The following is a 25,533-nucleotide window of genomic DNA, read 5'->3' as shown; positions in this document are numbered from 1 at the left end:
TGAATCGTAAACAAGTGACTCTTTATTCCCAACTACAGAGAATTTATTTGCTTATATGTGGTTTTCTTATATAGATTCTCGTTGCCCGCAGGTAAATGTTGAATGGAGTATATAAAAAAACGGCGCACTGCCAAGTGCGCCGTTCGGAGATAGCTACGGCTATGTGATTTTCAAGTTTTCTCTGTCGATTGGACAGATGCCGGGAAATGCTTAATTTGCCCCGGATTAGAAAACGAAGAGTTATTTAAACTTATAGTCTGCAGAAATATAAAAATACCTGCCCATTGTGCTGTGTAGCGATGTAATTGCAGCAACTCGGTACTGAGAAACTGGGTCAGGTGCAAATGGTGGTTTTTGATCAAACGCATTTCTTATAGCTGCACTTAAAACTAAGTTCTTCATCAGGCCGCTGTACTTAGCTCCAAAATTAATTGTTGTGAACGACGCGATATCTCCGCAAAGTGCTGGAAATCCCTGAGTAATAAACTTACATTCTTGCGCAGCGTAATCTTTAGGGGATTGATGACCGACATAGTTTATGTCAGCGGAAATATTCCAGGCACCTTTTTTCCAGCTCGTACCAATATTTGCAAACACTCTTGGCATATAGCGAGATCCAGCGTAGTCGATTGCGTCTGCGCCCGGCGCCGGGGTGGATACATAAGAGTGATTGTAGGTAACTTGAGCAGTACTGATGAGCTTGCCAAATTCACCCGCGTTATAGCGGTGGTTTACGTTTAAATCCACACCGCGTACTCTTGTTTCTGCAATATTCGCAAGTAGCAGCGTAAGTCCCGTTATTTCGCCAGCTGTCGCTCCTGCTGCCGCATCTGCAGCAGTTAAAGGTTTTCTAATAATTGAAATGGCAGAATTGCCGGCATATCGCTCAGGATTTTGGATGACGGTCGCAAGATCCAGTGTTTTAATTTCATCTTTTCTTGTGATTTGCCAGAAATCCAGGCTGAAATCGAGTGATTTACTAGCCTCCCAAACAAGTCCAAGTGTAAAACTCTTCGATTTTTCCGGTTTTAAATTAGGATTACCTCCAGTGCTGTATTGAATCTGCCAACGGCAACCGTCGCGGAACTTATCGTTGCAGCGTGCAAGGTCATCAAAAGTGGCATAGTACTTTGAAAGGTCACTGGAGTTTTCCAGCAGACTTGGTGCTCTGAATCCTTGAGCATATGTGCCGCGAACCAAAAAGGCAGGTAAGGCGTTCCACTTAAAGCCTAATTTTGGTGTTGTGGAGTTTCCGTAGTCATCATAATGATCAAAGCGAACAGCCGCGTTTGCTTCAAGGTTTTTCATGATGGGGACGGTTAACTCGGTATATGTGGATGTGGATTTTCTAGTTCGAGAGTATCCGGGTGCTGATGGCGACCAATTGTAAAAAAGATCATTGACCAAAGCCTGATCCGGCGAAGATGTCAGAGATTCGCGTTTTGCTTCAATACCTACGGCAATATTTAGAGGCCCCGCGGGGAGTTGCATCAATTCGCCACTCATTTTAGCGTCCCAAAGATACAGGTTGCTTTTGTAGTACTGAACGGCATTTCGCGAGATTTTTGATGCAAGTTGTCCATTGCTTGCCGATTGACCAAACAAAAATTCGCCACTCAGATAGGCGTCCAATAGTGGTTGACGTAATAAACCATTCGTAAGTATCGAATCAACTTTGCTGCTGGAAAAGAGTAGTCCGGATTCCCAGTCCCAGGATTTATAAGTGCCTTTAAATCCGCCAAGCAATCGGTTAAAGCTTGCTTGATTCTCAAATCCCATACCTGGAAAGTCGGTTAAGCGAGCTGCGACTCTGACGGTCTTATTTCCACCAGCAAGTGTTTTTCCCGTTACCGGATCAATCAGATCCTTCGGGTATTGAGGATGTGTGATGGGAAGATCCGGAGTAGCATTGCCGAGGTAACCGAAAAAAAAGTGCGGCATTCCCTCGCCCCGCGCTTTATTTCTGGATAGCATTGCCTCAGCGAAAAATTCAGTGTTTTCGCTCAGTAGATATGTCGCTTTTCCTGTAAAACTAAACCGGTCTGACTTAACCCCCGAGTTATAGCGAGTATCTTTGAAGTCATCGTTAGCGCAAATTTGCCCTGTTGCTGTGTTGCCAAGCAACTGTTCTGCTGGAACGAGCTTCTCAGCAGGACAGTTACCACTGATCGGTCTTGCTACGCGTTTTCCGGTTGCGGCGTCTGACCAGTATAAATTTCCCGGAAATGTATACATTGTCCGACCATCTTTATAGCCCCATGAACGCAAATCTTGTGTGCTCAGATAGTCGTCGCGTTTATTAATAAATGTGGGCTTAAACGACCGTACGTCAAAAGTTGCATATGCATTCCATTTATCTTCGGCAAGGCTACCAGCGCCAATGGAAATACTTGCACGCGCTTGTTCACCGTCATTACGTTCGGAAATCCCATAGCCGGTACTGAGATCAATTCCCTGATAATTATTACGGAGAATGATATTCACTACGCCCGCCATGGCATCTGAACCGTAGATAGCCGATGCGCCATCTTTCAGAATTTCTACCCGTTCGACGGCAGCCATGGGAATTGAGTTTAAATCGACAAAGCCGGTAGAACCATCAGGGATGCCGTGAGGAGCAACACGGCGACCATTCAGTAAAACTAAAGTCGCCTGGCTGCCAATGCCACGCAGATTCATACTGGATGCGCCGGTAGTTGTATATCCGACGGCATTTTCGTTGACGCCACCCATATTTGAAGAAATAGTTTTCAACGCATCGGTCAGTGAGGTTGCTCCACTGCGTGTTAATTCTTCTTTAGAAATTATTTGCACCGGTGATGCTGTTTCTATATCGACCCGTTTGATGTTTGAGCCAGTTACGACCACACGTTGCGGCGCATCTTTGTCTGTATTGTCTGCTGTCTGTGCAAACACAACTGGCGATGCGCCGATGCACAGGGCAATCGCCAGACTCATTTTCTTCAGTTGCGGAAGCTTGTTCACAATTTCTCCTCAAATTTAATTGCATATGGTGTGCAGATTTCATCTACACCAAAGAAACAGAAAGACCGGCAGGAAGCTGTACTCTGGTCGGAGATTTCTGTAAATATTATTACAATATATTATCGGAATATTTGCGATTGTTGCTGTGAGGAATATGCGGTGGCAAAACAACAAAACGGGTTTGTTGTGCGCATTTAATGCTTTCCTAAGATTTGATGGGTACAGCGAAGTCGTTGCCGGTAAGTGAAGCTTGTCACGTTATGGCGTTGTGATTTAATACAGGTGATGAATTGTTACTGTATGTATTTCGTCATTCAGGACGAATTTGGAGACTGACTTTGCCATTCTCGAAAGACGGGGCAGGAGTTCCCTCCCTTACATTGGAAAAATAAGGGAGGGGAAGCGAAATTCAGAGCAGACTATGCCTCTGAATATTTACTTTCAGAACTTATAACGGCCCCAGACATTGAAGGTGCGGCCACGCAGAGGCAGGCTGCTGCCCAGTGTGTACAGAACCGGGTCAGGGCGATTGAAGACATTGCCGATATCCAGACCGATTTCTGCATTTTTGAAGCCGGTGTAAGACATGCCGACACCGGTGACGATGTCGTATGATTTTTTACAGCCTTCTCCGGATGCACCCAGTTTGTCGCAGTACTGTTGATAGTTGGTGCTATCGTAAGTGCTGAACGCCATGCGGGTTGCAGAAACGAAACGAGTGCGGCTGGAAACCGACCACGGACCTTTAGACCAGTTCAGCATGAAGTTGCTGGTCAGGCGAGGGTAGTTGCGGTAACCGACCTGACCTTCATCCAGCTGGCCTTTGTCGATATCGAACCATTGCATGTTCAGCATGTAAGTGCCTTCCAGGCCTGCATTCAGCTTTCCGTATTCGCCGAGGTTCCAGCTGTCTTTCACGCTGAAGTCCAGACCGGATACTTTGGTTTGTCCCATGTTGACATACATATTGCGAATGCCGAGGATTTTGCCGGATTTGAAGCTCAGTGGCTTACCAGCCAGTTCTGATGCGCGGGCCGCCAGCTCTTTGTCTTTATCAGAGATGGTGTCACGGATGACCTGACCCGGAATGCTGTCTTCGCGATTCAGAATGTAGTCATTGTCGAAAGTGCTGATTTCATTGCGACGATGTACGCTCCACCAGTCAAATGTCACAGACATGGTTTTGGTCGGTTGCAGCACAACGCCTAAACCGTATACAGCAGAACGTTCCGGTTGCAGGGCTTTGTTTGGTGTGATGGCAACCGGGAAGCCAACATTACAACCCGAGTAGTAAGCCGTTTCTGCATTTTGTTTATCGGTTGCATTGCCTTTTTGTAATGCCTCATAGATTGCATCTGCGTCAGCACAACGTTTAGGATCGTCGCCTGAAGTAAACCAGGACACGCCGCCGTTACCTGTTTCCGGCAAGCTTGGCGCACGGTAGCCACGGGAAGCGGAGGCACGCAGTTTCACACTGTCGTTGACATTAAAGCTGGCGCTGGATTTTGGAATAAATTCCGTTGCAGTCGGTCCGGATTTGTCAGCACGCAATGCGAAATTCAGGTTCAGACGTTTGGTGACCGGCGCATCCAGTTCGGCAAATGCGGCGTATACGTTACGGCTGCCGCTGATCGATACGCCGCTGAAGCCGACAATACGGGCCGCCAGAATATTGTCCATACTCTTGTGCAGCAGGGATTCACGGCGGATATCGCCGCCGAGTACCAGTGTCAGCGGACCGCCACCCAGTTCCATCAGTTCACGGTTACCTTTCAGATCAATCCAGCTTTCTGTGGATTTACCATCAGAACCCATGATCGGGAACATGCGGTCTAATAAGGCCTGAGAATTTTTCTGGCCGAATTTGTATTCGCCGCTGGTGATTGCATCCGCGAATGCGTAGCGGTCTTTATACAGTTGCTGGCGCTGGTGCGCGCGGTTCAGCATGGTGCCGACAGAGGCATCCCATTCCCAGCCGAAGTTGCTGCCTTGCAAGCCGGTAACAACGCGGTATTGCTGAGAGCCGCCGACATTCTTGAACATGTCCGGATTATCGGCAAAGCGATACTGCATACCAATCGGGAAACTGTAGGGATTGTAGGCATGGCCTGTCGGCAGACTCGGATCGGTGTAATACTGCATTTCACCTTTGATCGAGTCGTACCAGCTGCTGGCTGCGCCGGAATTCAGGCGTGCAATCGCGGTATGGTAGGTTGACTGAACATTCGCTAACTGAATTTCTGCCCATGCGGTCAGATTTTCATTAATACGCAGTGTGCCCTGAGAGTGAATCATGACACGGTCTGCACCCGGCATCTGGTCAACATTTTCACTTCCGTTGAAACGGCACAGTCCGTCAATCAGTTTGTCAGCGGCGCAACCGGGAGCCGGTGTGTTGATCAGTTTGCCTGCGAGTTTAGGATCTGCATAATTTGCAGGGTAACGGCCGTAGTAGTTACCCGGCCAGGAATAGCTGGACAGATAATTGCCCGGAACATTCGGATCATTAAATTTGTTCAGCGTTTTATACCAGTCCGGCAGGCGACGGTTGGCGTAGTCGAGGCTGTAAGAATTACGACGGAATACGTCCATCGAGATATACGCGTTATAGCCGTCTTTCGCGAAGTCGCCTGTGCCCGCTGTGACGGATGCAGTCTGATTGCGGTTAAATTTGGTTTCTTCAGTGGAGCCGCTGAAATTACCGCCGATTTCAACACCGGTCACATTTTTGCGCGTGATGATGTTGATGACACCGCCAATCGCTGCTGAACCGTAAATTGCCGATGCGCCGTCGCGCAGGATTTCGACGCGATCAACAGCAGAAGCCGGGATCGAATCAATATTCACAAACGTATCTTTTGTGCCATCAGCGAAACCATAGTTCGGTAAGCGACGGCCATTGATCAGCACCAGCGTACTGTTGACGCCCAGATTCCGTAAGGATGCACCGGAGGAACCACTGGCCCAGGAATTGGAACCGCCGAGGTCAGACAATGCAGAGCGGTCATTCGACGTGGTCAGTTCCAGAATATCTTTGGCGGTAATTGCGCCGCTTTGCTGAATTTCTTTGCGGGAAATCACTTGCAGTGGTGCGGCGGTTTCAACGTCAATCCGTTTGATGTTGGAACCGGTAACGACCACACGTTGCGGAGCATCTTTTTTTGCATCTTTGTCTGTATTGTCTGCTGTCTGTGCAAACACAGCTGGCGATGCGCCGATGCACAGGGCAATCGCCAGACTCATTTTCTTCAGTTGCGGAAGCTTGTTCACGTTTTCTCCTCAAATTTTTTGCGACCGGCTTGTGTGTGAGTTGCCGGTACTGCTGATGCAGAATGCACTGTGCAAATAACTTCTATGCAATATTCATGCTGCATATGTTATTTGAATATATTTATGAAATATTAGCGATATGCGAAAAGTATTTTTTGCGGCTGGCGCGCAACAAAATGACCTGATTGTGCTTACTTCGTCATTTTGAATTTAGTGAAGTGCATATGAAAAATGCGGCATGAAACGGCGCTGGTTTCGAGGCTTTGTCAGGCAGCGAAAAAAAACGAAATGTATTTTGTGCGGAGATCGTCTTGGTGATTGCGCGTGCCGTCGATACTGTTTTTCCGGAAACGGTATAATTCACCCGTTGTGCTGTGCACAACGTCGTCTTCAGGGCGGGGTGAAATTCCCCACCGGCGGTGAAGTTGCAGGGTTTCTGTAACCAGCCCGCGAGCGCCTGAGTTGTCTCAGGGTCAGCAGATCCGGTGTGAATCCGGAGCCGACGGTCAAAGTCCGGATGAGAGAAGATGTCTGTTTTGCTGCGCATTCGCAGTGCTGCTGCATTTCCGTCCGGCGGAAAGGCTGGCTGCTGCATGGGTGCTGCAGAATTGCGGATCTTACGTCGTTCCCTGAAACGTCTTTTACAAACTTTTTTGTGGAGCGTTTCAATGCAACAAACTACCTTTACTTCTGAGCAAATTCTTGCGAATTCCGGTGCAGCGTCCGCTGCGGCGTTTTCTGACTACTTCGTACAGCATCCCGTCGCGCAGCGTTTGCCGCGTGCGCTGGATGATTTACGCGCAGGCCGTGCCGTTTTGCTGATGGATGATGCCGATCGTGAAAACGAAGCAGACCTGATCGTTTCAGCTGAAAAGCTGAGTACAGACATGATGGCGCGGCTGATTCGCGATTGCAGCGGCATTGCCTGCCTGTGCCTGACCACGGAAAAAATCCGCGCGCTGGAGTTACCGATGATGGTGGAAGATAACCAGAGCCGCTACGGCACGGCGTTTACCGTCACAATTGAAGCGAAACACGGCGTCACCACCGGTGTTTCCGCCAAAGACCGCGTCACCACGATACAGGCGGCAATTCATCCGCAGGCAAAGCCGGAAGATCTGGCGCGTCCGGGACATGTATTTCCTTTGCGTGCGATGCCGGGTGGCGTTTTGCAGCGGCGTGGTCATACCGAGGGCACGATTGATCTGATGCGTCTGGCCGGTTTGCAGCCGGCAGGCGTATTATGTGAGCTGATGAATCCGGATGGCAGCATGGCTGCCGGTGCGCAGGTACTTAGCTATGCGCTGGCGCACGATATGGTGATTCTGACGATAGAAGAGCTGGTGCAGCATTTGCAGCAGTCCGGTTCGGCAGAGATCGCGGCTGCTGAATAATTTGCAGTGGATTTTGTGAAAAACAGAAAGTCCTGACAGTCAGAATACGCAGGCGCTTCCTGCGTATTAAATTGATCTTTAATTTTTTATATCTTTAAATCTTTTAAGTTTTTTAAAGGAGTTCCCGTGCAGAAAATTCGATTCGGAGCGCAGCAGGTGCAGCCATCGAAAGTGGTGTGTATCGGTCGTAATTACGCAGATCACATTGCTGAGCTGAATAACGAAGTGCCTGCGCAAGCGGTAATCTTTATGAAGCCGAATTCCGCAGTGACCGATGTACTGCGCATTCACAACGGCGATGAAGTGCATTATGAAGGCGAGATTTCTCTGCTGGTGCAGGGCGGTCAGTACACTGCAGTGGGATTTGGTCTGGATCTGACCAAACGTCAGGTACAGTATCAGCTGAAGGAGAAAGGCTTGCCGTGGGAACGTGCAAAAGCGTTTGACGGTGCAGCCGTGTTCAGCGAATTCGTGACGCTGAATGTGCCACTGGAAAGCCTGCATCTGGAATTGTGGATAGACGGCAAACTGGCGCAGGCCGGCGGTGTGCCGCTGATGCTGAACAAGCCTGCTGCGCTGCTGCCGGAAATTCAGAGTTTCGCAACGCTGGAAGACGGTGACGTGATCATGACCGGTACCCCGAAGGGCGTGGGGCAAGTGTTGCCGGGGCAAACTTACACCGGAAAAATTTTCAGTGACGCGCAATTGCTGGTAGAAGCAACATGGATCGTTCAGTAAAGTCATTCTTTCGCCGCAGCTTACTGGCCATAACAGCGCTGAGCCTGTTGTCGCTGGCACAGGCTGCACCGGCGCCGTGGTACTGGTGGAGTAGCAAAACCAGCGACGCGCGGATTTGCGCCCAGACTTCGCCCGGTGATGGCTGGGAGCAGGGTAAAAAAGCCTATCTGGATGCGCGTTGCAGTATAGAAAAAAACTGATCTGCTGATATTCCCGTTGTGCAAACGGCGAACAGAGGGGGAAATCACCTTCTGCTTCGCCGTTTTGTTTTTGTGCGCTCAGAGATAATCAGCCTGTGTCATAGCAGGTTGATCTTCCTGCCTGACAGCAGGCGTACTGCCACGCAGCGTGCGGGCAGCACAGTGATCACATTCAAACGGGAAGGACGACATATGCTGGTAGAACGTGAAGCGGAAAGCTGCTATCTGGGGCAGTTTATTCCGGTGCAATACCATCACAATATGCTGATGGACGCGAACCGCATGGACAATTTTAAAGCGGCAATTCAGCACCATGTGTTTGAAGGCGCCAAAGTACTGGAACTCGGCGGCGGTACCGGCGTGTTGTCGTGGTTTGCGGCGCAATCCGCATCCAGAGTGTATTGCGTGGAATTTAATCCGGACATGGTGGCGGAAGCGCGTCGCTTGCTGGCGAAAAACCGTTATGGTGAGCGCGTGGAAGTGATTCACGCCGATGCGTTTGAATACCTGCCACCTGAGCCTGTGGATTTTGTGATTTGCGAAATGATTCACGTTGCGATGCTGCGTGAAAAGCAAGTTGAAGTCATTGAAGGCTTCAAGCGCCGTTATGCACAGCGCTTCCCTGACGCAAAAATGCCGGTGTTTATTCCGGAAGCCGTGCTGATGGCGGTGCAGCCTTTGCAGGAAACCTATGATTTCTGGGGTTATCAGGCACCGATTATTCAGTTCACGCAGCCGGGCGTGTTTTCTGCGAATACGCAGGAACTGGGACAGCCGGTACTGTACAGCGTGATCGATTTTTGTCAGCCGAATGAGCTGGCGGTGCGCTGGCAGGGCAGTCTGCAGATTGAAACCGCAGGCACCCTGACCGCGCTGCGTTTTGTGACCAAAAATGTGCTGGCAGTGTTGCTGGATACCGGTTCCACAATTGACTGGCTGAATCACTATATGGCGATTCCGGTGCCGGAACCAGTGCAGGTAAAAGCCGGTGATATTGTGGATGTGTCGTTCGCTTACCATACCGGCGCACCGATTTCGGCGTTGCAGAACAGCTTGCGTATCAGTCTGCGTCAGCAATCGTCACAAATGCAGGAAGCTGTCGCCGCGGGTCTGGTAGCTGCCTGATCTGCCCGCAATTCGCACTTCTGATTTCAAAAAAAGCGCGTTCCGGTAATGATGACCGGAACGCGCTTTTTGATTTTATCACCCCGTCAGACTTGCACGGATTGTGCAACTATCCGCATTTGTCATTCACGGAGAGCCGGACTTTCTGCCGACGACAAGCCGATCGCTGTGCTGAACACCGCATTTGGCCTGTTTTCTGGCTTTATTCGATGTGGAAACGGCTGCTGCGGGTTTTGCCGCCGACTTGCTCCAGCTTACGCCAGCCGGAATTGTCATTCATCGTAATCCAGCGACGTTCTTCCGCACGGTAGAACCAGTCTTTATCCTGCTGGAAGAAGATCTGCGTATCCAGACCTTCCCAGATGTTCAGGATTTCATTGCTGTGCGAACGGATTTCATCGAAATCGGTAATCGCTTTCTGGCCCATTTCACTGTAGTACTGGTTCAGTTCCAGCAGCAGCGCATTCACCTGCAAATCCATCGGGCTGACATTCAGACCGAGCTTGCCGGCTTCGTTCAGCAGAATCGGATAACTGTGCGAAGGATATTTGCTGTTCAGATCCTGCGCGATCTGATCGGCGCGTGCCGGATCTTTGATGTGATATGCCAGCAATTCTTTACACAGCATAATCGACAGCGATTCCGCACGGTCCACCGCACCAATCACCAGCGGATGCACATACTGGAACAGCGACTGATACGGATTATCACCCTGCGGTTTGCCCTGTTGCTGGCTTTCCCATAAACGCATGACACGGTTCAGCTCATCCAGACTGACGCTGACGCGGTCATTGTCGCGGTCGATCGGTGACAGTGCATGATTCAGCGAAGTATCCACGGCGGTCAGATAAGCCATCGGGCCCATCATGATGTCATTCGCACCCAGCGTAATCATGGTGGCAGCCGATGCGCATTCCAGCGGCACCAGTGCCACCAGCTTTTTGCAGTGCTGGCGCAACAGGCTGACTAAGCGCAGCGATGCCTGACCATTGCCACCGGCAGATTTAATAAACAGATACAACGTATCGTGATGCCCCAGTTTGCCCAGCAATTCGTACAAGGCGATCACATCGTTATGACAGACGGAACCGCGTGAAGCATTCCAGTAAGAAATCACCGGTCCGCCCAGAATGGCAGACAGTTTTTTCAGGGTGGTCTGAGTTTTTTTGAACAATACCGGTGGTTGTTTGACCGGAATTGCATCGTTTTGTGCTTGTTCCATAAGGATTTTTCTCGGCGTTGAACCGGCAGCAATGGCAGCCGGAGATTGTTGTGGTTCCGCGTTATCGTCGCGGTCGTTTGCCTTTGCAGGCTTGCAGGAGCGCTGTCCTGTCTGCATTACCGCCGCTTGGTGGTAATGTAAAAAAATTAATTTATCAAAAGCCGTCGCTTTAAGCAACTTTCATACCGTGCATTCCTCTTTGTTTTCAGATAAATGGTAAGGGATGTCGTCTGGACAAGGCTGCAGCCTTGCAGTAAGGTCATTGTTTGCGAAATATGCAAAAGGCCTATGCCGCCGTGTCCGGCACGGTTACGGAGATTCATCTTAAAAACATCAGAACAATAACGGGGGCGCAATGAAGAAACACGCAACACGTGCAGCACAACTTTGTCTGGCAGCCGGTGTGGCCGGTATGCTGATCAGCGGCGCAGTACAGGCAGCTGATGCAGGTAAATCGCTCAAAGCAGAAAAAGCCGCGAAGCCGTATCAGTCGGTGGGCGATATTTTGAAAGCGTCGCAACCCGGCGACTGGCGTCCGCTGAATCCGGAAAATACTTTGTATCTCGAACTGGAAAAAGGCCGCGTCGTGATCGAGCTGGCACCTGAATTTGCGCCAGCCCACGCTGACAATATCCGCACACTGGTACGCGAGGGATACTATGATGGATTGGCGATTGTGCGTTCGCATGAAAACTATGTGGTGCAATGGGCCGATCCGGATGAAAAGCGCGAGCTGAAAAAAGCCAAAAGCAAACTGCCACCGGAATTCACCGTACCCGTACCGGCAGGGCAAGTATTCAGCGCCTTACCGGATCGCGATGGTTTTGCACCGCAGGCAGGGCATGTGAACGGATTTGCAGCGGGGCGGGACCCGAAAACGCAGCAAACCTGGCTTGCTCATTGCTACGGCGCGGTTGGTGTCGCACGCGGTAATGAGCTGGACAGTGGCTCCGGCACCTCGCTGTACGTGGTGATTGGTCATGCACCGCGCCAGCTGGACCGGAATATCGCAGTGGTGGGGCGCGTGATGAAGGGCATGGAATTGCTGACCACGCTGCCACGCGGTTCAGGTGCGCTGGGTTTTTATGAGAAAGCAGAAGAACGCACGCCGGTGAAAGCCGTTCGTATGGCAGCGGATGTACCGGAAGCGGAGCGCAGTGCGCTGGAAGTAATACGTACCGATGCACCGGTGTTCGGGCGTATCAAAGAAGCCCTGCGGAATCGTGGCGGCGACTGGTACAAGGTGCCTGCAGCTTATGTGGATTTGTGTAATGTGGCGATCCCGGTCAGGGCAAAACAATCCTGATTTCAGGACAAAGAGCCGGAGGCTGACATGAAGATACGGAATGCATTACCGCAGGATGGCGAGGCAATCCTCGCCCTGAATGCGGATTCTGTCCATTTGCTGAGTCCTATGGATGCTGCGCGGCTTGCGCACTTGCAGCAGGAAGCTGTCTGGCATCAGGTGGTGGAACTGGACGGAAAGGTGGTCGGGTTTGTACTCGCATTCCGCGAAGGCGCCGATTACGACAGCCTGAATTACCAGTGGTTCGCGGCGCGTTATCCGCAGTTTCTGTACATCGACCGCATTGTGATCGGTGAAGATGTGCGCGGGCTGGGTGTTGGCGGCTTGCTGTACGAACGGGTGCTGGCATTTGCGCAGGAAACGGGCGCACCGCTGCTGACCTGTGAATACGATGTCGATCCGCCCAATCCGGTATCTGAAAAATTCCATCACGGCTTTGGTTTTGAAGAAGTCGGTCGTCAGCGCTTGCCAAACGGTAAAAGCGTTTCCCTGCAGGCGATGAAAGTGGGCTGATGCCCGCTTTTTCGCCGGATTTTACGGAGAGTCTATGTATCAGCAGTTACGCGCGCCGGAACGCCTGTTCCGGATCGGTCAGTGGTGTGTTGCCGTTTTATTTGCTTATTTTCTGACGCAGGTCGGTGCCAGTCTGATTGCCGATGTGCCATCGGTATCCCGCGCACCGGCAGTGGAAGATTTTCAGGATAAGGCGGCACTCAGCAATCTGGAGCAGCAACGCGCACCCTTGCTGCAGCGTGAGCAATCACTGCAGGAATCGGCGCGTACCCAGTCTGATCAATTGCAAAAGGCGCGGGATCAGTATCAGCACGAAAAAGAAAGTTTTGATAACTGGAAAGAAGCGCGACGCTCAACCGGACAATCCGAGCAGAATCCTGAAGTGGTGCTCAGGGCGCGCAATCTGGATCAGTTACTGAAGCAACAAAAAACCGTGGAGGCAGCGGTCGCGTCTGTGGAGGATGCACACCGTAAAAACGCGGAACAACTGGAAGCGCTGAATCAGCAGATCAATACGCTGAATCAGGCCGGCTATGACCGATTTCTGGAAGCAAACCGTATCTACAGCCTGAAAGCCTTCGGTTTCCGGCTGGCACTGGTGGGGCCGGTGCTGGCGCTGGCGATCTGGTTATTCCGCCGCTACCGCAAATCGGATCAGTGGCCGTTTATCTGGGGCTTCGGCTTTTTCGCGCTGTTTGCGTTTTTCTTTGAACTGGTGCCTTACCTGCCAAGCTTTGGCGGCTATATCCGTTATGGCGTCGGCGCGGTGCTGACTTTCTGGGGTGGCAGGGCATTAATCGCGGCGCTGAAAGCCTATCTGGAGCGTAAGCAGCAGGAACAGGCAGCTCCGCAGGAAGCGCGCAAGCATGAAATTCGCTATGAAAAAGCACTGGAATCAATGGCGAAATCGCATTGCCCGGGTTGCGAACGCAAAGTCGTGCAGACCGAAGGCGGTAACGTGAATTTCTGTATGCACTGCGGCTTAAAACTGTTCCGCCAGTGCGGTCATTGCGGTTTGCGCCACAACGCGTTTTTCCCGTTTTGCCCTTCCTGCGGAACAGCGGCAAAAGAAGATACCCAAACGGATACGCAGCCAGCGGATGCTTCCTTGTCACCAACCGTCAGCACGCCGCCTGCAGCCGGATAGTCAGACGGCAGATGCCCGTAAAACACAAAAAACCGTCCGCAGACGGTTTGTTGGCTCAAATGCGGTGTTCAGCACAGGAAAAACGGCATTTTTGACTAACGTCGGCGAATTCTCTGGCTGAGCGGGCAGGGCAGTTTTAGTGCAAATGACGATATTTGCATACTCTGGGACTGTCCGCGCTGCCTTTTGCGACTGATAACGCTCAGGTTTCAGCCCACATACGCAACAGATTGTGATACTGCGCCGTCAGTTGTACCACTTCGGTGCTGTCACCCATCTGACCACGCAGCGATGTGATGGTCTTATCCATTTCAAACAGCATGGCGCGTTTCGCATCGTCGCGGATCATGCTCTGGCTCCAGAAAAATGCGCAAACCCGTTCACCGGCGGTAACCGGCATCACCTGATGCAGACTGGTGGACGGATAAACGATCATGTCGCCAGCCGGTAATTTCACTTCATGCGTGCCGTAAGTATCGCTGACCACCAGATCGCCACCTTCGTATTCATCCGGCTCACACAAAAACAGCGTCGTTGAGACATCGGTACGGATGCTCTGACCGGTGCCCGGCAAATGGCGGATAGATCCATCGACATGCATACCGTAATGTTCGCCGCCGCTATACGCATTAAACAGCGGCGGAACAATATGCAAAGGCAGTGCGGCGGCGAAAAATACCGGATGACGGCGGATAATGCCGAGCAATTCTTCGCTCAGTGCGCGGGAAACTTCGCCGTGTTCCGGCAGCTGGCGGTTTTGTTTGACCACAGCGCCTTGTGCGCCGACGGTTTCGCGGCCGTCCACCCAGTTGCTTTCCTGTAATTTCTGACGCAGGTTGCGTACCTGTTCTTTGCTCAGTACGCCGGGAATATGCAGCATCATGGTCTTACTCCTCTTCGTTTCATCTTGATAATTTTTATCATTGCCCAAAAAAAACTGCCCTGACGTTCACCGGCAGGGCAGTTTTGCAGACATCAGATCATGCTGGCGATCAGAACTTCACATTCACGCCCAGAGTCACCGCACGCGGTGTGCCGGGGGTGTAGCGATAGCCGCTCTTATTGATCGCTGCGACATAGGTTTTATCCAGCAGGTTATTGACGTTGAGCTGCAGGTCAATATTTTTATTCACACTGTAGCTGGTCATTGCATCCAGAACCCAGTAGCTGTCTGATTTCGCCGGTGTACCGACTGCACCATCCGTGCCGCGCAGCAGTGCATCCACAAAGCGCGCGCCGCCACCGATTTTCCAGCCTTTTTGAACCTGATACGAGCTCCACAGCGTGAAAGCTTGTTTTGGCGCATAAGCCAGATTGTTTTCGCCGTTGGCAGTCACATTCGGACCGGACTGTACGCTGGTCTTCATGTAGGCATAACCTGCACTGACCAGCCAGTCGCGGTTAATCGCGCCGGTCACGCCCAGTTCCAGACCATCCACACGTTTCGCACCCGTTTGGTAGTACAGCTGATCAACCTGGTTCAGCACGACTTCGTTGGTCACATCGGTACGGTAAATTGCGGCTGTCAGCGACAGTTTTTCTTTCAGCAGATCCCATTTGGTGCCGATTTCAAAATTGCGTGTTTCCTGCGGGTCAAATTTCGGATTGGCTGCGCTGCTGGACGCAGTGCTCAGTGCAAAGTTAGAGCCGCCTGGTGGTTGTTTCGATGTGGAATACGAAACATAGGCGCTGCTGTAGCTGGTTGGTTTGTACAGCAAACCGGTTTTCCAGTTGACCAGATTGCCGCTGGAATTCAGGTTGGTTGGCACCAGAGTGCCGACTGGCAGCGTCGGATTGCTGGTTGCAGTCGACAACGATGCTGCGCTGTAATCGGTGTTGTAACGATCAAGGCGGACACCGGCATTCAGTTGCCACTGCGGGTTGAATTCCATCGTGTCGAAGATGTAGCCACTGACGGTGCTGGTGCTGCCACGGGTGAATACGCCATTGCGTACCAGATTCAGGCCGCTTACCGCATCATCCGGATTCGGACGGTACAGATTGGCGGCAGGCAAAGTACCAGTGCCGCTGTAGCCCCAGGTATTTTGTTTTTCATAGGTGAATTCCATACCGCCCAGCAGGGTGTGCTTGATCCCACCTGCAGTCAGTTCTGCCTGCAGATTGGTCTGGTTGGTCAGCACTTCATTGACCTGATCTTTCAGGGTGCGGATGCTGCGCGCCAGTGTCCAGCCGGAAGGATCGGTTGCAGATGGCGTCACCAGATTGGCAGGATTTGCCATAAATGCCGTCAGCAGATAATTCTGGGTAGTTTTGCCGTAACGTGCGGTATTGATCAGGCGGACTTTGTCACTGAAATCATGCTCAGCGCGTGCAGTCAGCATGTCCAGTTTGACTTTGTCGAAGTCAGAAGAAGAGCCGTAGAAATTGGACGGATCGACTTTGGCAGCGTTGCTGATGAACGGACGTTTTGCATCCGGCGAGCTGTAGCCCGGCAGGCCGATGGTCGGTACGCCGCCATCCGGAATATTGTCCTGCTGCACATGCAGATAGTTCAGATGGAAGCGGGTGTTGCTGCCCAAGCCGTAAGACAGTGCTGTCGCCACGCCCCAGCGGCTGTTGTTCACGACATTACGACCAACCACGCCGCTGTCCTGATCCATCACATTAATGCGGAATGCCGTACCGCTTTTCTCGTCCAGCACCACATTTTTATCCGCAGTCACGCGTTTTTGTGAACCGTTACCAACGCTCAGATTCACGCTGGTCGCGTTTTCCATGTTCGCTTGCTTGGAGCTCAGATTGATAGAGCCGGTTGGTGCGCTGCGGCCGGAATCGGTACCGGCATTGCCTTTCAGTACATCGATTTGCTCGATATTGAACAGATCACGGGAGATCGAACCCATGTCGCGCACGCCATCCACAAAAATGCTGGAAGAAGTATCGAAGCCGCGCATATAGATCGCGTCACCGGTGTTGGTACTGCCGTTTTCGCCGAGGAAGAATGCGCCAACACCCGGTGCATTGCGCATCGCTTCGGTCAGCGTTTGTGCGCCTTGCTGTTCGATCAGTTCGCGTTTGATCACGGTGATGGTTTGCGGTGTATCGACCAGCGGTTGCGTGTATTTTGGCGAAGCCGCTTTTTCTGCCTTGAATTCGTTTTCAGCTTTCGTTTTGACGATCACTTCAGGCAGATTGTTATCTGCAGCCATTGCAGTAGCTGGTAACAGTAAAGCTGCGCTGACAGCTGCGCCTAAGGTGGTTTGTGCCAGTGTGACTGGGTGTTTTTTACTCTTAATGTACGACATGACGAAATTCCGGAAGTAGTGGTAACGGTGCTTCAGATACCGTCTGGCTTTTCCGGCAAAGGGAATGGCTGGGTGGAAGCTGAATGTAAAAGTGTAACGAACTTTTTGATAAATGTAAATGAGAATGATTCTTACTAATGATATTGCTCAATAAAAAACCCGGAAAAGTCCGGGTTTTTGTTATATGCGCACTGAATAAACTGATTTCAGCGGCTCTGGTGCAGGCGGCGCAATGCGGTTGCGCAATCGCGTACCAGACCCGGGCCCTGATAAATCAGGCCAGAGTACACCTGAACCAGTGATGCACCTGCTTCCATTTTGGTGATTGCATCATCGCCACTGAAAATGCCGCCGGCGCCGATAATCGGAATCGCATTGCCGAGTTCCTGTTTCAGCCCGCGCACAACGCGGTTCGATAATTCGAATACCGGCTTACCGGACAGGCCACCGGTTTCTTCTCCGTGCGGCAGGCCGGCAACCGCATCGCGGGTAATGGTGGTGTTGGTCGCGATTACGCCATCAATGCCGTGACGCAGCAAGGCATCCGCAATATTCTTAATTTGTTCGCTGTCGATGTCGGGTGCAATTTTCAGTGTCACCGGCACATAGTTTTTGTGCTGATCAGCCAGACGTAATTGCGCTTGTTTTAAGCGGGATAATAAATCATCGAGTTCGCTTGCACCTTGCAGCTGACGCAGATTTTTGGTGTTGGGTGAAGAAATGTTGACGGTGACGTAGTCTGCATACGGATACACTTTTTCCAGACAGTGCAGATAATCATCAGCAGCGCGCTCAATCGGCGTGTCTGCATTCTTACCGATATTCAGGCCCAGTACGCCTTGTTTTTCCTGATAGTAACGTGAGGACTGCACATTGCGCACAAATGCATCCACACCACCGTTATTGAAGCCCATGCGGTTAATGATGGCATCCGCTTGTGGCAGGCGGAACATGCGCGGCAGCGGATTACCGGGTTGTGCGCGTGGCGTGACAGTGCCGACTTCAATAAAGCCAAAGCCCATCGTTGCCAGACCGTCGATGTAAGCGCCATCTTTATCCAGACCTGCAGCCAGACCAACCGCATTCGGAAACCGGATTCCCATGACTTCACGCGGATCATCAATCCTGCTTCCGGTCAGTTTGCCTAAGCCCAGTCCGGTCATTGCCTGCAATGCCGGCAATGCAAAATGGTGGGCTTTTTCCGGTTCCATGGAAAACAGAATCGGGCGGGCGAGGGTATATAAAAAGCTCGGAGAAATCATAAGAGGTTCAGTCAGTCAAAAGAAATCGGTAAGGCGGGTTTGTTGAGGTGTCAGCGCGGCATCGCTTGCCAGTGTTCATCGCGGAAAGCTTCCAGCGGCTGAAAACGGGTCTTATAAGTCATCTTGCGGCATTCGCTGATCCAGTAACCCAGATAGACATAAGGCAGTCCTGCGTCTCTGGCCTGTGTAATCTGCCACAGGACATTGTACGTTCCGTACGATGCTTTATCATCATCCGGATCAAAAAACGTGTACACCGAAGAAAGTCCGTCATCGAGAATATCGATGATGCTGACCATTTTCAGAACGCCTTCCGGTGTACGAAATTCAACGAGGCGCGTATCGACTTTGCTTTGCAGTAAAAATTGCGCGTATTGTTCGCGGCTGTCCTGATCCATGCCGCCACCGCGATGGCGCTGCTGCTGATAGCGCAGATAAAGATCGTAGTGTTCTTCGGTGAAATCCAGCGGGCAGGAATAGGCAAGCAGGCTTTCATGTTTTTTCCACGCGCGTTGCTGGCTGCGGTCTGCCTGAAATTCGGTGGCTCTGACACGGACGGGCGTGCAGGCATTGCAGTGGTCGCACCACGGGCGGTAAATGAATACGCCGCTGCGGCGAAAACCCAGTCGCACCAGATCCGCGTAATGCTGTTCGCTGATCAGATGTGTCGGTGTGGCAACCTGAGAGCGAGCCTCCCGGTTATCGAGATAGCTGCACGGATAGGGTGCGGTTGCGTAAAACTGTATCGAAATAAAAGGAGGTTCGTTCGGGGTGCTCACGGGGCTTGTATTCCTGTGCTTGTCCAGTCGCGAATCGCCGGAAATTGTATTGCCTGTTTCAGGTGCTGAATAAACTGTTCCCGCGGGATGGGGTGTGCGCCCAGTGACGCGAGATGACCTGTTTCCTGTTGGCAATCAATTATTGCCACGCCATGCCTGCGTAAATGAAATACGAGCTGGCTTAGCGCTATTTTAGAGGCATCGCGTTCGCGTGCAAACATCGATTCGCCGTAAAACATCGTTCCTATGCAAACACCGTAAGCCCCGCCAACAAGCTCTCCGTGATGCCATAGTTCTGCTGAGTGCGCATAACCGGCTTCATGCAGTCCGCAATAGCCGCGAATAATATCCGGTGAAATCCAGGTGCCGTAACCATCTGCACGCGGTGCTGCACAATTGCGCATGACTTGTTCAAATGCTGAGTCAAAGCGGAAAGTATATGCCGGATCGCGCGCAATTTTTCTTAAGGTTTTTTTCAGGCTGTCGGAAACGCGGAATGCATCTGTTTTCAGTACCATGCGCGGATCGGTGGACCACCACAGTATTGGCTGTCCTTCAGAAAACCACGGGAAGATTCCTTCGCGATATGCTATCAGCAAACGCTCGGGACTTAAATCTGCACCTGCAGCCAGTAAGCCCGGCGCGCCGTGTGATTCGGTCAGCGCTTCGCTGACATCCGGAAAAGCGTCATCGGGATCCAGCCACGGAATCACTCGCTGCTCCGCATCGGACGGGTAATGTCATGCTCATGCACCTGATAGCTGCCGCCTGCTTTGACGCGGGCATGATCGGCAAAAAACAGGCGCAGCGTTTCGCTGACCGTTGGAAACGCGATGTCTTCCCACGGAATTTCCTGTTCGGTGAACAGCTTTACTTCCAGACTTTCAGTGCCGGCGGCGTAATTCAGATTCAGGAGTGTGGCGCGGTAAAACAAATGTACCTGATGTACATGCGGTACATTCAGTATCGCAAACAGCGCGTGGCGCTGAATATCAGCGCCGGCTTCCTCGTCGGTTTCGCGGGATGCTGCTTCACCGGTGGTTTCTTTGTTTTCCATGAAGCCGGCTGGCAAAGTCCAGTAGCCATAACGTGGTTCAATCGCACGGCGGCACAGCAGAATTTTTGTGATGCCGTCGCTTTCCCATACCGGAATGCTGCCAACCACCATTTTGGGATTCTGATAATGCACGGTGTGACACGCCGGGCAAACAAAGCGTTCGCGGGTGTCATCTGGTGGGATCGTGACGATAACAGGGGTGGCGCATTCAGAGCAGAATTTCATACCGGCGTTTAGTGGCGGGAAAAACCAAAGTTTAACACCGGCACATGGATTCCGGCATTTCCGGCGATCTGTGTGCTGCATGTGTGCGGGAATGGATGGGATCTTTTTACCGCCCGGATTTGGTCAATCTTTGCTTTTTTTAAAAAATCGTGTATAGTGTTGGACTTCAGACGCGGGGTGGAGCAGTCTGGCAGCTCGTCGGGCTCATAACCCGAAGGTCGTAGGTTCAAATCCTGCCCCCGCAACCAGGATTCTAAAAAAGCCACGCTAGCGTGGCTTTTTTCTTACCTGATGAAAATTTTTGATTGCCACAGGCTTTCTGGACTACAATTCGGTGTCTGCCGATTTATCGGCGAAATTCCTTACCGGAATCTGTGGCTTTCTGCCAAACCGCATCCAGCATAGGGAGTGCGGTTCACGTCGCAAAAACGTGCCGGTCGCAGTCTGTACGGGCTGCTCTTCTGAAAAGCCGATTGAATCAACCTACTCATAGAATTGCATGAATACTGCTGAGGCAAAGCGGGTCCTCGAGACGGCGCTCCTGTGTGCGTCTGAGCCCCTGACTGTGCAGTCAATGAAAAAATTGTTTCTTGAAACAGATGATCAGTCTGATGTGGTTGGTGCGGATACGATTAAAACCATCCTTGAGCAGATTCGCTCTGACTGGTCGGATAAAGGAATTGAGCTGGTATCGCTGGCAACAGGCTGGCGGTTTCAGAGTCGTCCTGAGATGCGTGCATATATCGACAGGCTGAATCCCGAGAAGCCGCCGCGTTATTCCCGTGCAACACTCGAAACGCTGGCAATCATTGCTTATCGTCAGCCGGTGACGCGTGGTGATATTGAGGAAATCCGCGGTGTGACGGTTTCTTCTCAAATGATTAAATCTCTTGAGGATCGCGGGTGGATTGAAACGATTGGTCATCGTGATGTTCCCGGCAGGCCAGCGCTGTTTGCGACGACGCGACAGTTTCTGAGTGATCTTGGACTGAATTCGCTTGATCAGCTGCCGCCTTTGCAGCAAATCTCAAAAGAAAAAATACTGGAACAGGATGATCAGTCCGGTTCTCTTGAATTCGGAGTGCAGCAGGCAGAATCTGCTGTGTCCGGTCAGTCGCAGCAAGTATCTGTGGCTGAAAATGGTACAGAACAGAAGCCCGGTGACGGGGTGGCATTGCCATCCGGGGTAGATGCGGCAGCTTCTGATCCTGAATGGCAAACCGGGCTGGCTGCGGATGCGGCGCCCGATATGGAATCAAATAGTGAGTCCAATGAACTCTGATGAAGTAAAAAATGAACAGGAAGCCGGTGGTGGCTCCGATGGGGCAAAGCCGAAACGTGCTTTGCGTGGTCCGCGGAATTTGCGTCGTGCACGTCCCCGACAGGACGGTGTGCAAGGCGAGCAGTCAGCCGGCGAGCCGGTGAAGGCGGAGAAAACTGAAAAGTCTGAACGCGCGAAGTCTGCGCGTCCGCGTCGTGAGGCAAAGCCTGTTGAGCACGCTGAGCGTGCAGAGCGCGGTGATCGTGCTCCGCGTGGTCGCGGTAAGCAGTCTGCGGATGCGAAACCGGTTGCGGCAAGAGGGCGTAAACCGCGTGCAGAAAAGCCTGCGGTTGATGAGGATGTGTTCTCCTGGGTGACGTCTGATAATTTCGATGCGCAGCAGGATGAAAAAGGTGGTCGCGGTAACGGACGTGGTGCGCCGCGTGCCCGTCGCGATCTGACATCGGATGATGATGCGCCAAAGCTGCATAAAGTGCTGGCTGAGGCAGGTCTGGGCTCGCGCCGTGATATGGAAGAGCTGATCGTTGCCGGTCGTGTGTCGGTCAATGGAGAGCCTGCGCATATCGGTCAGCGTATTCTTCCGACTGATCAGGTCCGAATCAACGGTAAGCCTTTGCAGCGAAAAGTGACTAAGCGGCCGCCACGCGTGCTGATGTATCACAAGCCGGCTGGTGAAATTGTCAGTATGAATGATCCTGAGGGTCGTCCTTCCGTGTTCTCCAGTCTGCCGCAAATGAAAGTCGGTAAATGGCTGGCGGTGGGGCGTCTGGACTTTAATACCGAGGGTTTGTTGCTCTTTACGAATTCAGGCGATCTCGCGAATCGTCTGATGCATCCGCGCTACGGCATTGATCGCGAATATGCGGTCCGTACGCTGGGCGAGCTGGAAGAGGGTATGCGTCAGGCTTTGCTGGCAGGTGTTGAGCTGGAGGATGGTGTTGCGCAATTCTCGCGTATCGCTGACGGTGGCGGTGAGGGTGTGAATAAGTGGTATCGCGTCATTATTGGTGAAGGTCGTAACCGCGAAGTTCGTCGTATGTTTGAAGCGGTTGGCCTGACTGTTTCCCGTCTGATTCGTACCCGTTACGGCGTGCTGACTTTGCCGCCTTCTCTGAAGCGCGGTCGCTGGGAAGAGTTGTCGGATGATGGTGTGAAATCGCTGCTGAAACTGATTGGTATGGAAAAATCCGGTCAGGATAAAGCACCTCGCAAAGAGCAGAAACCGCGTATTTCAAATCGTAATGCGGATCCGTTTGCGGGCAAGCAACCTTCATATCCAATGACTTCCCGTGGTGAGCTGACCGGTGCCCGCATGGCAGGTCCAAAGCGTGGTGGCGATCAGCAGCAGGGTGCGAAGAAGCGCTCCCGTCAGCCGGATCCGTTGCAGACGGCGCTCGGTTTTCAGGATATGGCGCCGCGTCGTGGTCCTACGCAGCGTGGCAGTGGTCAGGCGATCGGGCAGGCAATTGCTGCCCGCCGCCGCTCACGTAACGGCTGATTTTCTGCCTGTTTTTACCCTTGCCTGCCCCATGTTTTTTGATTGCGACGGGGTGGGTAATCGTTTATAATCTTGTAGTTAGCAGATTTGCCTTGATGAAGTTAATCGGGTGCTACTAAAAAGATGGGCAGTTGCCCATTTTTTTTTGGTTTCCCGCTTTCGCAGTTGGTAAGCACTTCATGCAGGCGTTCACTGATCGGAGAATAGTTTGGTTTTGCTGGATTTAATTGAAAAAACCGTCAACGGCACCGGATACGAGCTGGTTGATTTTGAACAGGCTGAGCGTGGTCTGTTCAGGGTATATATCGACCTGTTGCCGGCAGATTATGACAGGGGCGGAATTGCGGTTGAGGACTGCGAAAAAGTCAGTCATCAGCTGTCGCACGTGCTGATGGTTGAGAATGTCAATTATGAACGGCTGGAAATTTCTTCTCCCGGTCTGGATCGTCCGCTGAAGAAGCTGCACGATTTTGTTCGTTTTGCCGGATGCCGCGCAACCGTAAAGCTGCGCATGCCGATGCCTGGTACGCCTAACCGCAAAACCTTTGAAGGCATTCTGCATGAACCGGAAGGTGAAAATCTGAAGCTGGAATTTGAAGTAAAAGACGGGTCGGCGATGCTGGAGTTTACGCTCGCTGATGTGGATAAGGCACGCCTGGTGCCGCAAGTGGATTTTAGGAGTCGCAAAGCATGAGTCGTGATTTGTTGTTATTGGTGGATGTGCTCGCGCGTGAAAAGAACGTCGATGAAGAGGTGGTTTTCGGCGCGTTGGAACATGCTTTAGCACAAGCGACAAAAAAACGTTTCCCGGGCGAAGTCGATATTCGCGTTGAAATCGATCGTGATACCGGTGAATTCCGTTCTTACCGCCGCTGGCACGTTGTGCCGGATGAAGCTGGTCTGCAATTGCCGGATCAGGAGATTCTGCATTTTGAAGCCGTGGAAGATGATCCTGAAATTCAGGTCGGTGATTACATCGAAGAAGAAATCGAATCTGTCGATTTCGGCCGTCGTTTTGCGCAGGATACAAAGCAGGTTGTTCTGCAACGTATTCGTGATGCGGAACGTGAACAGATTCTGGCTGACTTCCTGGCGCGCGGTGATTCTCTGGTGACCGGTACCATCAAGCGTATGGAACGCGGCGATGCAATCGTTGAGTCCGGTAAGGTGGAAGCCCGTCTGCCACGCGATCAGATGATTCCGAAAGAAAATCTGCGTGTTGGTGACCGTGTTCGTGCATACATTCTGCGTATTGACCGTAATGCACGTGGTCCTCAGGTAATTCTGTCCCGTACAGCGCCTGAGTTCATCATGAAGCTGTTTGAGCTGGAAGTGCCGGAAATTGAACAGGGTTCCCTGATCATTAAATCTGCTGCACGTGATCCTGGTGTACGTGCAAAGATTGCCGTATTCACAGCAGACAAACGTATTGATCCGATTGGTACTTGTGTTGGTATGCGCGGTTCCCGTGTTCAGGCTGTAACTTCTGAGCTGGGTGGTGAGCGTGTTGATATCGTTCTGTGGTCTGAAGATCCTGCGCAGTTTGTGATCGGTGCACTGGCACCGGCTGCGGTTTCTTCTATCATGGTTGATGAAGAAAAGCACGGTATGGATGTCGTGGTGGATGAGGAAAACCTCGCTATCGCGATTGGTCGCGCAGGTCAGAATGTACGTCTGGCAGCTGAGCTGACTGGCTGGCAAATCAATATCATGACCGCAGAAGAATCTGCGAGCAAACTGGCTGAAGAAACAGCTGGTATCCGCACCCTGTTTATGGAAAAACTGGATGTGGATCAGGAAGTGGCCGATATTCTGGTGGAAGAAGGCTTCTCCAGTCTGGAAGAAGTGGCGTATGTGCCACTGAGCGAAATGCTGGAAATCGAAGCATTCGACGAAGACACTGTAAACGAACTGCGTAACCGTGCCCGTGATGCGCTGCTGACAGAAGCAATTGCATCGGAAGAAGGTCTGGAAGGCATGGAAGACAACCTGATCAATCTCGAAGGTATGACACGTAATACCGCCGGTAAGCTTGGTCTGGCAGGAATTAAAACGCTGGAAGCATTTGCTGCTCTGGCATACGACGAATTTGGCGCGATTCTGGCATTGTCTGCCGACCGTTCACGCCAGTTGATTAAAAATGCATTTGAAGATGTGACCGATGATGAGATGAAGCTCATCGACGCTAAATATGATGATCAGGCAAAAGCGCTGCTGGCGACTGCCTGGAAACTCGTAGAGGCTAAGTAATCACGGGTTTCATA

At 51.7% G+C, this 25,533-nt stretch carries 20 protein-coding genes, 1 tRNA gene and 1 riboswitch; of the genes, 12 read left to right on the top strand and 9 right to left on the bottom strand.

Features of this window, described 5'->3' with window-relative positions; translation table 11 throughout:
• Nucleotides 1-240 precede the first annotated feature (240 nt).
• Together IE092_RS03160 and IE092_RS03155 are read right to left on the bottom strand one after the other, a co-directional pair.
• Nucleotides 241-2,985, bottom strand: coding sequence for a TonB-dependent receptor (locus tag IE092_RS03160; RefSeq protein WP_189355533.1), 2,745 nt, complete (start codon nt 2,983-2,985; stop codon nt 241-243).
• Nucleotides 2,986-3,426: 441 nt separating this feature from the next.
• A complete protein-coding gene (locus tag IE092_RS03155; protein WP_189355532.1) occupies nt 3,427-6,255 on the bottom strand; it encodes a TonB-dependent receptor plug domain-containing protein in 2,829 nt (942 codons plus the stop codon).
• 382 nt (nt 6,256-6,637) lie between these two features.
• Nucleotides 6,638-6,788: riboswitch (FMN riboswitch) on the top strand.
• Nucleotides 6,789-6,923: 135 nt separating this feature from the next.
• Here IE092_RS03155 and ribB point away from each other — a divergent pair.
• The 4 genes from ribB (at nt 6,924) to IE092_RS03135 (ending at nt 9,712) form a co-directional block, all read left to right on the top strand.
• The gene (gene ribB / locus IE092_RS03150; RefSeq protein WP_189355531.1) at nt 6,924-7,649 is read left to right on the top strand and encodes a 3,4-dihydroxy-2-butanone-4-phosphate synthase; all 726 of its coding nucleotides are present in this window, start codon (nt 6,924-6,926) and stop codon (nt 7,647-7,649) included.
• A 126-nt stretch (nt 7,650-7,775) separates the two neighbouring features.
• Nucleotides 7,776-8,387 carry a fumarylacetoacetate hydrolase family protein gene (locus IE092_RS03145; RefSeq protein WP_189355530.1) on the top strand — a complete coding sequence of 204 codons (612 nt, stop codon included), beginning with the start codon at nt 7,776-7,778 and terminating at the stop codon, nt 8,385-8,387.
• Nucleotides 8,372-8,587, top strand: a complete 216-nt coding sequence (locus IE092_RS03140) for a hypothetical protein (protein ID WP_189355529.1) — start codon at nt 8,372-8,374, stop codon at nt 8,585-8,587. The genes IE092_RS03145 and IE092_RS03140 overlap by 16 nt, the downstream gene beginning before the upstream one ends.
• Before the next feature lie 192 nt (nt 8,588-8,779).
• Nucleotides 8,780-9,712, top strand: a complete 933-nt coding sequence (locus IE092_RS03135; RefSeq protein WP_189355528.1) for a methyltransferase domain-containing protein — start codon at nt 8,780-8,782, stop codon at nt 9,710-9,712.
• A gap of 202 nt (nt 9,713-9,914) precedes the next feature.
• On the opposite strand, the gene IE092_RS03130 is transcribed toward IE092_RS03135, so the two are convergent.
• Entirely contained in the window at nt 9,915-10,934 is a 1,020-nt protein-coding gene (locus IE092_RS03130; RefSeq protein WP_189355527.1) for an SDH family Clp fold serine proteinase, read from the bottom strand.
• Between the two features lie 355 nt (nt 10,935-11,289).
• Between IE092_RS03130 and IE092_RS03125 the strand changes: the two genes are divergently transcribed.
• From IE092_RS03125 to IE092_RS03115, 3 genes are read left to right on the top strand one after another with little or no spacing between them, the layout of a single operon-like run.
• A complete protein-coding gene (locus tag IE092_RS03125) occupies nt 11,290-12,240 on the top strand; it encodes a peptidylprolyl isomerase (protein ID WP_229792998.1) in 951 nt (316 codons plus the stop codon).
• A gap of 27 nt (nt 12,241-12,267) precedes the next feature.
• Entirely contained in the window at nt 12,268-12,753 is a 486-nt protein-coding gene (locus tag IE092_RS03120; RefSeq protein WP_189355526.1) for a GNAT family N-acetyltransferase, read from the top strand.
• Between the two features lie 34 nt (nt 12,754-12,787).
• Nucleotides 12,788-13,900 (top strand): zinc ribbon domain-containing protein, encoded by a 1,113-nt coding sequence (locus IE092_RS03115; protein WP_189355525.1) that lies wholly within the window; start codon nt 12,788-12,790, stop codon nt 13,898-13,900.
• 202 nt (nt 13,901-14,102) lie between these two features.
• Here the strand turns inward: IE092_RS03115 and IE092_RS03110 are convergent, their stop codons facing one another.
• From IE092_RS03110 to IE092_RS03085, 6 genes are all read right to left on the bottom strand, one after another.
• Nucleotides 14,103-14,783 carry a Fe2+-dependent dioxygenase gene (locus IE092_RS03110; RefSeq protein WP_189355524.1) on the bottom strand — a complete coding sequence of 227 codons (681 nt, stop codon included), beginning with the start codon at nt 14,781-14,783 and terminating at the stop codon, nt 14,103-14,105.
• A gap of 109 nt (nt 14,784-14,892) precedes the next feature.
• Nucleotides 14,893-17,166, bottom strand: coding sequence for a catecholate siderophore receptor Fiu (locus IE092_RS03105; RefSeq protein WP_189355523.1), 2,274 nt, complete (start codon nt 17,164-17,166; stop codon nt 14,893-14,895).
• Between the two features lie 206 nt (nt 17,167-17,372).
• Nucleotides 17,373-18,428, bottom strand: coding sequence for a quinone-dependent dihydroorotate dehydrogenase (locus tag IE092_RS03100; protein WP_189355522.1), 1,056 nt, complete (start codon nt 18,426-18,428; stop codon nt 17,373-17,375).
• A 50-nt stretch (nt 18,429-18,478) separates the two neighbouring features.
• Nucleotides 18,479-19,207: an arginyltransferase gene (locus IE092_RS03095; protein ID WP_189355521.1), complete on the bottom strand. Its 729-nt coding sequence runs from the start codon at nt 19,205-19,207 to the stop codon at nt 18,479-18,481.
• Entirely contained in the window at nt 19,204-19,920 is a 717-nt protein-coding gene (gene aat / locus IE092_RS03090) for a leucyl/phenylalanyl-tRNA--protein transferase (protein ID WP_189355520.1), read from the bottom strand. Before aat ends, IE092_RS03095 begins: the two co-directional genes overlap by 4 nt.
• Nucleotides 19,917-20,489, bottom strand: coding sequence for an NUDIX hydrolase (locus IE092_RS03085; RefSeq protein WP_189355519.1), 573 nt, complete (start codon nt 20,487-20,489; stop codon nt 19,917-19,919). Before IE092_RS03085 ends, aat begins: the two co-directional genes overlap by 4 nt.
• 171 nt (nt 20,490-20,660) lie before the next feature.
• Between IE092_RS03085 and IE092_RS03080 the strand changes: the two genes are divergently transcribed.
• The 5 genes from IE092_RS03080 to nusA all read left to right on the top strand — a co-directional run bounded on the left by IE092_RS03080 (nt 20,661) and on the right by nusA (nt 25,519).
• Nucleotides 20,661-20,737 (top strand) — tRNA-Met (locus tag IE092_RS03080).
• A 251-nt stretch (nt 20,738-20,988) separates the two neighbouring features.
• Entirely contained in the window at nt 20,989-21,771 is a 783-nt protein-coding gene (gene scpB / locus IE092_RS03075) for an SMC-Scp complex subunit ScpB (protein ID WP_189355518.1), read from the top strand.
• On the top strand, nt 21,761-23,269 hold the full coding sequence (locus tag IE092_RS03070; RefSeq protein WP_229793031.1) for a pseudouridine synthase: 1,509 nt from the start codon (nt 21,761-21,763) through the stop codon (nt 23,267-23,269). Before scpB ends, IE092_RS03070 begins: the two co-directional genes overlap by 11 nt.
• A gap of 208 nt (nt 23,270-23,477) precedes the next feature.
• The gene (rimP, locus tag IE092_RS03065) at nt 23,478-23,963 is read left to right on the top strand and encodes a ribosome maturation factor RimP (protein ID WP_189355516.1); all 486 of its coding nucleotides are present in this window, start codon (nt 23,478-23,480) and stop codon (nt 23,961-23,963) included.
• Nucleotides 23,960-25,519 (top strand): transcription termination factor NusA, encoded by a 1,560-nt coding sequence (gene nusA / locus IE092_RS03060; RefSeq protein ID WP_189355515.1) that lies wholly within the window; start codon nt 23,960-23,962, stop codon nt 25,517-25,519. The genes rimP and nusA overlap by 4 nt, the downstream gene beginning before the upstream one ends.
• Nucleotides 25,520-25,533: the final 14 nt, after the last annotated feature.

The organism is Cognatundibacterium squillarum (genome assembly GCF_014652435.1).
Lineage (GTDB): Bacteria > Pseudomonadota > Gammaproteobacteria > Burkholderiales > Burkholderiaceae_D > Undibacterium > Undibacterium squillarum.
Note: the sequence above shows the minus strand (reverse complement) of the source record. Positions and strands in the feature narration are given on the sequence as shown.